The 10,345-nt window shown below is 72.9% G+C and carries 12 protein-coding genes and 1 pseudogene; 9 read left to right on the forward strand and 4 right to left on the reverse strand.

Annotated elements, in window-relative coordinates; translation table 11 throughout:
- Positions 1 to 172: 172 nt before the first annotated feature.
- Positions 173 to 487, forward strand: coding sequence for a hypothetical protein (locus tag KBX08_RS20990; RefSeq protein WP_091408152.1), 315 nt, complete (start codon positions 173 to 175; stop codon positions 485 to 487).
- A 76-nt stretch (positions 488 to 563) separates the two neighbouring features.
- Here KBX08_RS20990 and KBX08_RS20995 read toward each other — a convergent pair whose 3' ends face one another.
- A complete protein-coding gene (locus KBX08_RS20995) occupies positions 564 to 902 on the reverse strand; it encodes an STAS domain-containing protein (protein WP_210785144.1) in 339 nt (112 codons plus the stop codon).
- A gap of 212 nt (positions 903 to 1,114) precedes the next feature.
- Here KBX08_RS20995 and KBX08_RS21000 point away from each other — a divergent pair, with 212 nt between their 5' ends.
- From KBX08_RS21000 to KBX08_RS21020, 5 genes are all read left to right on the forward strand, one after another.
- Positions 1,115 to 2,872, forward strand: coding sequence for a PP2C family protein-serine/threonine phosphatase (locus KBX08_RS21000; RefSeq protein ID WP_210785145.1), 1,758 nt, complete (start codon positions 1,115 to 1,117; stop codon positions 2,870 to 2,872).
- The gene (locus KBX08_RS21005) at positions 2,869 to 3,906 is read left to right on the forward strand and encodes a B12-binding domain-containing protein (protein WP_210785146.1); all 1,038 of its coding nucleotides are present in this window, start codon (positions 2,869 to 2,871) and stop codon (positions 3,904 to 3,906) included. Before KBX08_RS21000 ends, KBX08_RS21005 begins: the two co-directional genes overlap by 4 nt.
- A 117-nt stretch (positions 3,907 to 4,023) precedes the next feature.
- Positions 4,024 to 4,371 carry an STAS domain-containing protein gene (locus KBX08_RS21010; RefSeq protein WP_210785147.1) on the forward strand — a complete coding sequence of 116 codons (348 nt, stop codon included), beginning with the start codon at positions 4,024 to 4,026 and terminating at the stop codon, positions 4,369 to 4,371.
- Positions 4,372 to 4,455: 84 nt separating this feature from the next.
- The gene (locus KBX08_RS21015; RefSeq protein ID WP_210785148.1) at positions 4,456 to 4,902 is read left to right on the forward strand and encodes a response regulator; all 447 of its coding nucleotides are present in this window, start codon (positions 4,456 to 4,458) and stop codon (positions 4,900 to 4,902) included.
- Between the two features lie 114 nt (positions 4,903 to 5,016).
- Complete coding sequence (locus KBX08_RS21020; RefSeq protein ID WP_210785149.1) at positions 5,017 to 5,544, forward strand: ATPase; 528 nt, start codon at positions 5,017 to 5,019, stop codon at positions 5,542 to 5,544.
- 23 nt (positions 5,545 to 5,567) lie between these two features.
- On the opposite strand, the gene KBX08_RS21025 is transcribed toward KBX08_RS21020, so the two are convergent.
- From KBX08_RS21025 to KBX08_RS21035, 3 genes are all read right to left on the reverse strand, one after another.
- Positions 5,568 to 6,416 (reverse strand): hypothetical protein, encoded by an 849-nt coding sequence (locus KBX08_RS21025; protein WP_210785150.1) that lies wholly within the window; start codon positions 6,414 to 6,416, stop codon positions 5,568 to 5,570.
- Positions 6,417 to 6,822: 406 nt separating this feature from the next.
- Positions 6,823 to 7,248 (reverse strand): OsmC family protein, encoded by a 426-nt coding sequence (locus KBX08_RS21030; RefSeq protein ID WP_210785151.1) that lies wholly within the window; start codon positions 7,246 to 7,248, stop codon positions 6,823 to 6,825.
- Positions 7,249 to 7,318: 70 nt separating this feature from the next.
- Complete coding sequence (locus tag KBX08_RS21035) at positions 7,319 to 8,266, reverse strand: serine/threonine-protein kinase (RefSeq protein ID WP_210785152.1); 948 nt, start codon at positions 8,264 to 8,266, stop codon at positions 7,319 to 7,321.
- Between the two features lie 200 nt (positions 8,267 to 8,466).
- Between KBX08_RS21035 and KBX08_RS21040 the strand changes: the two genes are divergently transcribed.
- The 3 genes and pseudogenes from KBX08_RS21040 to KBX08_RS21050 all read left to right on the forward strand — a co-directional run.
- Complete coding sequence (locus KBX08_RS21040) at positions 8,467 to 8,697, forward strand: hypothetical protein (RefSeq protein WP_091408172.1); 231 nt, start codon at positions 8,467 to 8,469, stop codon at positions 8,695 to 8,697.
- Positions 8,698 to 8,816: 119 nt separating this feature from the next.
- The gene (locus tag KBX08_RS21045) at positions 8,817 to 9,557 is read left to right on the forward strand and encodes a response regulator transcription factor (RefSeq protein WP_372494781.1); all 741 of its coding nucleotides are present in this window, start codon (positions 8,817 to 8,819) and stop codon (positions 9,555 to 9,557) included.
- Positions 9,535 to 10,345, forward strand: a pseudogene (locus KBX08_RS21050) (HAMP domain-containing protein); the annotation flags it as partial. The gene KBX08_RS21045 and the pseudogene KBX08_RS21050, both read left to right, overlap by 23 nt.

The raw sequence follows: 10,345 nt of genomic DNA on the forward strand, positions 1-10,345 counted from the left end.
CTGCGCCAGTCGCCTTCCCGCCGTCCCGGAGAAGGAAACAGAGGCCGCCGGCCGGGTCGGAGCGGCCTGCCCCACGCTTCATCCGGCGGGGGTGAGGGGCGCTCACCCGCACGGCCCGCACGATCGGGTCAGGACCGGAGATTCTTCCGAGGTACGCGGAAGGAAGGTCGTCATGAAGGAAGTTGTCGAGATCGTCCCCGCTCGACCCGGCTGGTACGCCCGCTGGCAGCTCACACCCGAGGTCACCAGGTGTTACCCGGTGAGCCTCTGGGCGCTGCTCGAGGAGGCCGACGGAACGGGCCGCGAGGTGATCGGGATGGACTGCATCGGTCAGTGGCCCGGCGCGGACGACAACGAGGCGGGTGGGCAGTTCGTCCGCTACCTGTACCAGACGCCCGACTCGGGGGAGCCCGAGGACGTGGACGCGGCCCCGATCGGCGAGCTGCGTGAGGACGGCCCCCGGCTCCAGCCGATGACGGCACCCTAGACATTCCTCCGGCCCCCGACCCCAGGTCCCAGGGTCGGGGGCCACCCCGTCTCGCTTCCCGGGGGTGACCTGCGGGTCAACCGATGGCGCGCACGTCGTCGTCGGCGTACGCCTCGGCCAGCAACTCACTCAGGCCCGTGCGGTCCAGCATCCGCTGCAGCTGAGGGCTGACCCCGGTCAGTCGGATCGCCCCGGCGGCGCGGCGCACCACCAGCAGCGCGCTGAGCCCGGACGAGTCGCAGAGGGTCACCCCGGTCAGGTCGACGAGAACCGGGGCGTCGTCGTCGCCGCGCAGCTCGGCCGCCGCGGCGATCAGCTCGGGCGCGCTGTCGTAGTCGAGTTCGCCGGTCAGCCGGAGTCGGACGTTCCCGGCGGCGAGCCGGGTTGTCTCGATGGTCAACAGCTGGTCGGGCATCCCACCATTCTCCTTGTCGACCGACAGAACGCAAAGCGGGGGCGGCGATACGGCCGCGTGTCCCTCGTCTGACGCCCCCCGCCGTGGCGATGCCCGCCACCTGCCGCGAGATGCCGCTTTCCGGGTTCGGGCGTAGGGTGGCTGGAGAGTTTTGACAGTGGACGCCGGTTCCGGCACGGGTTCGGTGAACGACAAGGAGTGAGGCTCAGCTGGTGACTGCTTCCGACGTCAGGGACTGGGACCCGGGCGACGGACGGCTCTCCACGCCGAGCACGACACGACCCTCGGCGTGGTCCGCCGACGTTCGTCGCCCCACCGCGGCCCTGCCACCGCTGGCCCCCGACCGGGGGCAGGCCACGCCCGACTGGTTGGAGGTCGTCGAGCACTTCCGGGAGGGCCTGGTGGTCTGCGACGCCGATGGCGTCGTGCGGCACGTCAGCCCGGTGGCTGAGCGGTTGCTGCCCGAGGTGACGCCCGGCGAGCTGCTCAGCGCGGCCGGTGTACCCGGGTTGAGCGAAGGCGTCCCCGGAAGCTTCACCCACCGCGAGCGCCGGCTCACCGCGCGCCAGGTGCCGCTCTCTGGTGACCGCTGCTGCTGGTACGTCGAGGACGTCACCGACAGCGTCAGTCGCGCCGACGCGCTGCTCGCCGAACGGGCCCGCTCGGCGTTCCTCGCAGTGGTCGGCGACAAGCTGGGCAACCCGCTGCACCCGGATCGGGCGGCCGCCGCGGTCGTCCGACTCGCCGTGCCGACCCTGGCCGAGGTGGCGGTGCTGGTGCTCGCCCCGCGGGCCGGGCGCGCCCGCTGGTGGCGGGCGTCGCGCACCGACGACGAGGTGCCGACGGTGGACAGCGGCGTACTGGTCGGCGGCGAGCTGCCGAGCGCCATCGCCGACGGGTTGACCGGGGCCGAGCCGCACGCGGTGGACTGGCTGGTCGAGCAGGCGGTCGACGCCGGTTGGCTGCCGGGGCTGGCCGGCACCGACAGCGCCGCCCGGGTCGTCCCGCTGCCGGGGCGTGACGCGCCGGTCGGGGTGCTGCTGGTGGCCCGTCGCGCCACCCGCTGGTACGACGAGGACGACGTTGAGCTGGTCCGCGCGTTCGCGGCCCGCGCCGGTGCCGCGTTGACCACCGCGCTGCTCTACCGCGACCAGGCCGAGGTGGCCGACACCCTCCAGGCCAGCCTGCTGCCTGTCGAGCCGGTCGAGGCCGCCGGTGTGCAGTGGGGCACCGCGTACCGGCCCGCGCAGGCGGGGCTGCGCATCGGCGGCGACTTCTACGGTTCGCACCGGCTCACCGACGGTGGTTCGGTGTTCTTCCTCGGTGACGTGTCGGGCAAGGGCGTCGAAGCCGCCGTCTTCACCGGCCAACTGCGCCAGTGCCTCCAGGCGCTGCACCGGTTGGAGTCTCACCCGGAGCGGCTGCTGCGGCTGCTCAACGACGCGTTGCTGGAGACGACCCAGGCGCACGGCCAGGGCCGCTTCGCCACGATCGTGCTCGGCGTGGCCCGCCCGGAGCGCGACGGCGGCCTCACCCTCACCATGGCCGGCGGCGGGCACCTGCCACCACTGGTGCTGCGCGCCTCCGGCGAGGTGGAGACGGTGCCGTTGCGCGGCATGTTGATCGGAGTGGTCCCCGACCCCCGCGTCGGGGAGGTGACAGTGCGGCTGGCGCCGGGCGAGACCTGCCTGCTCTACAGCGACGGGGTGACCGAGGCCCGGGGCGGCCGGCGCGGCGACGAGCAGTTCGGCGCGGAGCGGCTGGTCAGCGCCCTGACCGACTGCCACCGGATGCCCGCGCCTGCCCTGGCCGAACGGGTCGAGCAGCTCACCTGCGACTGGCTGGCACAGGGCGACCACGACGACATCGCCGTGTTGGCGCTGCGGGCGGCCGGCCTGGGCGGTCGCGGTGCACGGCACCTGCACTCGGTGCCCGCCGGCATCGACCAGACGGAGGGGACTGACGCGTGACCGCCGCCACGGCCACCACCGACCTCGGCGAGGCGTACTCCGGGTACCTGGACCACCTCGCCGACGCGGACGAGTACGCCGCTACCGACCTGGCGATCGGCCTGCTCGACGCGGGCGTCCCGGCGGAGCGGGTGCTGCTCGACCTGGTCGCGCCCGCCCAGGCCGAGGTGGGCGAGCGATGGGCGCGAAACGAGTGGAGCGTCGCCCAGGAGCACGCGGCCACCCACATCAGCGAGCAGGTGGTGGCGGCGGTCTCCGCGCACGTCAAAGCGCGGCCGACCGGTGGCCGGGTCGTGGTCGCCTGCATGGACGGCGAGTGGCACGCGCTGCCGCCCCGGCTGGTGGCCGAGATACTGCGGTTACGCGGGTGGCAGGTGACCTTCCTGGGCGCCAGCGTCCCCGCGGCGCACCTCGTGTCGTACCTGCACCGCTACGACGCGCACGCGGTCGCGCTGGCGTGCGCGCTGCCGATGCGCCTGCCGTACGCCCACCGGATGATCGAGGCCTGCCGCCGCTCGGACGTGCCGGTGGTGGTCGGCGGGCGTGGGTTCGGCACTGATGGCCGGTGGGCGCGTCGGCTCGGGGTGGCCTGGGCGCCGGACGCGCCCTCCGCAGCCGAGTTGATCGCCGACGAGCGGGCGTTGCGCGGGGCGCCGCCGGCCCGGCTGGCCCACCTGGCCGACGACGAGTACGCCAGCCTGGTACGCCGTCGCGGTGAGCTGATCGACAGCGCGTTGGCGGAGCTGCGGCAGCGGGTGCCGGCGGCGCGGGCGTACACCGCCGCGCAGCTCGACGCGACAGTGAGCGATCTGGGCCACATAGTGGATTTCCTGGCGGCGGCGGTCTACGTCGACGACCCCTCGTTGTTCACCGAGTTCGTGGAGTGGCTGTTGGGGATTCTGGGCAGTCGTGGGGTGCCCGCCGGGGCGGTCGTCCTGCCGCTGGAGCACTACGCCGCCGCGTTGCGGGACTTCCCCCGGGCGGCGCGGGCGTTGGCGCTGGGATGCGCGGCGCTGCCCGGCACCGCGCGCTGACCCGACCCGCCGGTGGCATCCGGATCGATCACCGCGCTCGGCGGCGGACGAGTCACCTCTGCGTATACTTGCCGGACTGCAAACGTCCCACCCGAGGGTGGAGCGAGGGGGAGAACGGTGACGTTCAGCGTCAACTACGTCGAGCGCGACGGTGGTGGCGCCTGCCTGCGGCTCGTGGGCGAGCTGGACCTGAGCACCGCCCCCGAGCTGAGCGCCGCGATCGACCGGCTCACCGCGGCGGGCGAGACCCGGGTGCTGCTCGATCTGACCGACCTCACGTTCTGCGACTCCACCGGTATGGCCGTGTTCGTCCGGGGCGACAATCAGGCGGCGGCCGACGGTGGGTGGCTCCGGCTCACCGGCGCCCACGGGCGGGTCGAGCGGGTGCTGGGCGTGACCGGCCTCGCCGACGTGTTGCGCTACGAACCGGAGTCGGTCGACCCCGCGTCCCGCAGTGCTTCCTGATGGGCTAGATTTCCCCGCCAGCATTTCCCCGCCAACGCGGTGACCGTCAGGGTCCCGTCTCCGCCGACTCCGAGGCAGGTAGTGATGGGCGTAGACAGCCCGCAGCCGGTACGCATCCTGGTGGTCGACGACGATCCGGGTGATGTGCTGATGATCGAGGAGGCGCTGGCGGACTCCGACGTCGAGAAGATCATCGACGTGGTGAGTGACGGCGAGGAGGCGATGGAGTTTCTCCGCGCCGAGGGCCGGCACGAGCAGGCCCGCCGACCTGACGTGATCCTGCTGGATCTGAACATGCCGCGGATGGACGGCCGGCAGGTGCTCGGGGCGGTCAAGCAGGACGAGGATCTGCGGACCATCCCGATCGTCGTGCTGACCACCTCCAACGCCGACACCGACATCGTCGGCAGCTACACGTTGCAGGCCAACGCGTACGTCACCAAGCCGATCGACCTGGACGACTTCAACGACGTGGTTCGCCGCATCGACGAGTTCTTCGGCCGGGTCGTCGTGCTGCCCAAGCGCATCTGAGGCCCGCGCCACCTGCGCGCATGCTGAACATTTTTCCCGAACACCCTCGGCGCGAGCGGTCGCGGCCGAGGATCCAGGTGGGGAAGTAACAGCAGCTGCCTGGGGGGCGACAGTATGAGGTTCTCCGTCGTTGAGACCGGTTACGACCAGCGGCAGGTGGATTACTGCCTGGACGAGTTGGGGATCCGGTTGTCCCGGCTGGCGGCGCGGGCCGAGGGCGCGGCCGGGGCGGCCCGGGAGTGGGACGAGATCCGCCAGGAGGCAGCCTCGCTCAGCGGGCTGCTGCAACGACTCGACCTGGGCGACGCCACCGCCCACCGGCACTTCGGTGGCGCGGTGCGTCGCGAGGCCGCCGAGATCCTGGCCGAGGCTCGCGCCGAGCTGGACGAGGCCCGCGAGGAGGCACGGCGGGTGCGGGAGCGGGCGTACGCGGAGGCTGTGCAGGCCCGACGTGACTTCGAGGCGGCGCTGGACGCCCGTCGACGGCGCGAGGTGCGGGTGGACGAGATCCTCAGCCAGGTGACTGTCGACCAGGTGCCCGCCGACACCCCCACCGCAGCCGCCGGGGTGCCGGGCAGCCGGGTCGGGGTCGGCGGCCCGGACGCGGACGCGGGCGCGGAGTCACCGTCGGGCCGTCGCTGAGACGTGCGGCGTGGGTGCCCCGCTCAGGCGGTGAGCGCCGCCGCGACAGTGCTCGCCCGGTCCTCGTGCTGGGCGTACGCGTCGGGATACGCGGAGATCTGCACGGACTGGGCGGCGGCGGTGACGCTCATGTCCTGCCAGTCGGGGATCTCGTTGAGCGCCGTGTAGAAGGCCCGCGCGGCGTACGACGGGCGCATCAGCTGGGCCACAGTGCCCCAGCCGCTGCTGGGCCGCTGCTGGAACAGCCCGACCGAGTCGTGGTCGGAGCCGCTGCCCTGGTTCGGGTACTCCGCCGACTCCGGGAGGACGTCGCTGGCCAGGTTGTAGAGGTTGCTCTCCTGCATCGCGGTGGACAGTGCCACCACCAGGGCGCGACGCGGCATCTTCATCTCCAGGCCGACGTCCACGATGATCTTCGCGTTGTCCATCTGTGCCTGGTCGAGGCCGGCGACCGGCCGGGGGCGGCGGGGCTTGACCGGCTTCTTGGGCACCTTGCGGACGGCGGTGGGAGTGGGAGTGGGCTTCGCCGTCGGGCTGGGCAGGACCCGGGCGGGGGCGGCGTCGCGGTCCAGCGACCGGGAGGCGCGCTCATCGGCGATGGCGGCGCGGTCGGCCACCGCCTCGGCGAGCGGCTCGACCGTACGGGGGGCGTCGTCGTTGCCTCGCGCGGTGGCGACCGCGACGAGGCTGAGGCAGCAGGTGACACCGGTGGCCAGCGCCACCCGCACCGGGGTCGAGCCCAGCAGGGCCCGCCGCGACGGTTCGGAAGCGCGGTGACGGCCAGTCGTCCGTTCGGTTGATGCGGCGTCGTCCGAGGGGGTGGTCGGGCGCGCGTCGGTCAGCTTCTGGGCGGAGGGGTCGTCGGGATGCACCTGACGAGGCTAAAGAGCTGAATGCCCGATGCCATCAGCCCGTACGGTGGCATGCGCCACAATTTGCCCTGATCATGCTGACTTTAGCGGGCAAACCTACCGCGAAGCTGATCAACCTCGCGGATCACTCCAGACGGTTATTCCCGACTTGCCGGGGGAATGCGGTCGCCCCGCCACTCCGCCGGCCGCACCTCCGCCCACCTTCACGACTAACCCGAACAACCGAGGCACCCCTCCACCAACCGGCCCCCCAGGCCCCCCACCTCGGCGATCTTGCACTTGCTGTGGCGACATAGAGGGGCATCCCCCTCATATCGACGACCGAAAGTGCAAGATCGGCGCGGTGGGGCGTGTGGGGCGTGTGGGGCACGGTGGGGTGAGTGGGTGGGTGAGGTGGGGCGTGGGGTTAGTGGCGGCCGTTCTCGGCTGGGGTTACGGTCAGGTGGTGTCGGCTGGCGTCGCCGCTGGAGAACGGCCAGAGCCGGTCGGCGTACTCGACCAGGTCGGCCAGTTGGTCTCGGCTCAGCCCGGCTGAGGAGATCTCCGCGTGGACGTCGGCCCGGTATCGGCCGTCGTTGTCCCGCCCGAGCTTCGCCTCCGCCCGGACCTGCACCGTGTGCGCCTCGTCGGTGATCTCCCCGGCCACCTCCACCGCCGCGTGGTGCAGGCAGGAGGCGAAGGCCGCTGCCAGCAACTGTTCCGGAGTCAGCCCGGTGCAGTGCGGCGCCAGCGGTGAGGCCAGCGCGGTGGAGAGCCCGCCATCGTCGGTGCGTACGTGACCGCCCTCGGCGGTCGCTGTGGCCTCACGCAGCCAGGAACTCTGATCCGGCATCGCGTTTCTCCCGTCGCTCACCAGGCCGGCTACCCCTTCGCCGCCCGGCGAAACGCCGTGCGGCGTCGGGTCAGCGCCCGGCGGGCAGGTTCGGCTCGTCCACCAGAGCCACCGCCTCGGTGGCCTCGGCGGCGGCCCGTTCGGTCCACGGCGACGTGGGGGCCGGCCGGCGGGTCGTCGGGATCGTCATCGGCACGTACACCCGGGCGTCGACCGCCTCGGCCAGCAGCAACGCGGCGACCAGGCTGGTCGGGCGCTGCTCGGGGTCGTCGGCGAGGCAGGAGTGGCACAGCTCGGCGACCTCCGGCGGCAGTCCGGCGATGTCGGGCAGCGGCTCCGGTGGCCGACGGCGGCGGACGAGCAACAGTTCGCTGGCGGTCGCCGCGCGGTAGGGCAGGCGGGCGGTGAGGCTGTAGTAGAGCAGCACGCCGAGGGCGTACATGTCGGCAGCGGGGGTGGCCGGAGCCTCGTCCAGTTGTTCGGGCGCCAGGTACGCCGGGGTGCCCAGCACCATCCCGGTCGGCATCGGGTCCGCCGTACCGGCGGCGATGGCGATGCCGAAGTCGAGCACCTTCACCCCGGTCGGGGTGAGCATGACGTTTGCCGGCTTGACGTCCCGGTGCACGATGCCCTCGGCGTGCGCGGCTGCCAGCGCGGCGGCGACCTCCGCGCAGACCCGCACCGCGATCTGCCAGTCCAGCGGCCCGGCACGCAGGTGCACGGCGAGCGTCTCACCCTCGGCCAGCTCCATGACGATGTAGGGCACCGGGCGGCCGGGCCACGTCGAGGAGGTGCCGAAGTCGTGCACGCTGGCCACGTTGGGATGTTCCAGACGGGCCGCCGACCGGGCCTCTGCCCGGATCCGGTCCACCGGGCCGTCCCGATCGTCGCGGCCGGGCGAGATGAGCTTCACCGCGACCGGCCGGTCCAGCACCTGGTCGTAGGCCCGCCACACCTCGGACATCCCGCCCACACCGATGCGCTGTTCGAGCCGGTACCGCCCGTCCAGCATCCGCATCGACAGCTCCTCGCCCTCGCCCCGCCGACGGCGGGTGCTCAGGTGCCGGTACCCGAGCGCCGAGCTGGGCAAACCGGAGCCCGATTCGGGGCGGACGGCCCCGCGCACCTCGCTGCGCCACGGGGGATGGGTGCGGTAGCTTGCGAGCCAGAGCCGGTGTCACCGATTGTGCCGGCATGGTCACCCGAGGGGACGCCGCGATGAGCGAGGTCACCGTACGCTTCGTCGGTGGGCCAGCGGACGGCCTGGTCCGGCTGCTGCCGGCCGGGTCGGACGGCGCCCCGCCCCAGCGTTGGATCATGCGGCACCCGGACGGCACGGGCCCGGTGCAGCCCGGCCCCGACCACCTCTACGAGCGCGACCGGCCCGACGAGGCCGGCGGGTGGAGCATGCGGTTCGTGCGCACCGACGCGTACGGGGTGTCCGAGTGACCACGAGGCGGGGCTGACCGGTGGTGTCGCCGGCGTCGCGTCCGCCCGGCCGCACAGCTCGCGCACAGCTTCCGCAGGGGCGCGGCACAGGCGCGGCGGCCACCATGGGGCCCATGGTCATGAACGGGCAGGCCGCGCCGAGCCGGATCGAGTTGCGTCGCCCCGACGGTGAACCCGTCCGGGTGTTGGTGGTCGACGACGAACCCACGCTCACCGACCTGCTGTCGATGGCCCTGCGCTACGAGGGTTGGCAGGTCCGCACCGCAGGCAACGGCATGGCGGCGCTGGGCACCGCCCGACAGTTCCAGCCGGACGCCGTGGTGCTCGACGTGATGCTGCCCGACCTGGACGGCTTCCAGGTGCTGCGCCGGCTGCGCGAGCACGCCCCCACAGTGCCGGTGCTCTTCCTGACCGCCCGCGACGCGGTCGAGGAACGCATCGCCGGGTTGACCGTCGGCGGCGACGACTACGTCACCAAACCGTTCAGCCTGGAGGAGGTGATCGCCCGGCTGCGCGCGCTGCTGCGCCGCTCCGGGCTGGCGATCGCCGCCCGGGAGGAGGCGGTGCTGACCGTCGGTGACCTCAGCCTCGACGAGGACAGCCACGAGGTCCGGCGAGCCGGCCAGCTCGTCACCCTCACCGCGACCGAGTTCGAGCTGCTGCGTTACCTGATGCGCAACCCGCGCCGGGTGCTCAGCAAGGCGCAGATCCTCGACCGGGTGTGGAACTACGACTTCGGTGGCCAGGCCAACGTGGTGGAGCTGTACATCTCGTACCTGCGCAAGAAGATCGACGCCGGCCGCGCGCCGATGATCCACACGCTGCGCGGTGCGGGCTATGTCCTCAAACCCGCCGAGTAGGCGCCGCCCGCTGCGCGCCGCCCGGGGGTGGCTGGCCGGGCGCTCCCTGCGTACCCGACTGGTGTTCGCCCTGCTCGCGCTGCTGGCGTTGGTCAGCGTCGCGATCGGTGGCCTGACCACTGTGGCGCTGCGGCACTTTTTGATCGACCGGCTCGACGCTCAGCTGGTCCCCGCGCCGGCCATGCGGGGCGACCGGCCGGGGCGGCCGGCATTTCCGGGCAACGGACCGGGCATTCCACCCGGGCTGCCGTCCGGCACGGTGGTCGCCGAGATCAGCGACGGCCGCGTGACCAGCGCCCGGACCCTGACCAACAGCGCCTCCAGCGCCGATCCGTTCCCCGACGAGCAGCCCGTCGCGGTGGGGGAGGTCGCCGTGCTGGCGGACCTACCTGTCGACGCCAGACCGCACACCGTCGACCTCGGCGATCGCGGTGACTACCGGGCCGTGGCCCGCCAGTACTGGGACGGCCGGGTACGTGTCGTCGCGATCCCCCTCTCCGGCGTCCAGGAGACCGTCTGGGCGCTGGTCGCCGCACAGGCCGGGGTGGCCGCGATCGGACTGCTGCTCGCCGGTGTGGCGGGCGCGCTGATCGTGCGGGCGACCCTGCGACCGCTCAACCGGGTGGCCGCCACCGCCACCCGCGTCACCGAGCTGCCCCTGGACCGGGGAGAGGTGGCGCTCGCCGTCCGGGTCCCGGCCGCCGACACCGTCCCACGCACCGAGGTCGGCCAGGTCGGCGCGGCGCTGACGCGGATGCTGGGCGACGAGGCCGACGCGCTCACCGCGC

Source organism: Micromonospora sp. H61, assembly GCF_018070325.1.
GTDB lineage: Bacteria > Actinomycetota > Actinomycetes > Mycobacteriales > Micromonosporaceae > Micromonospora > Micromonospora salmantinae.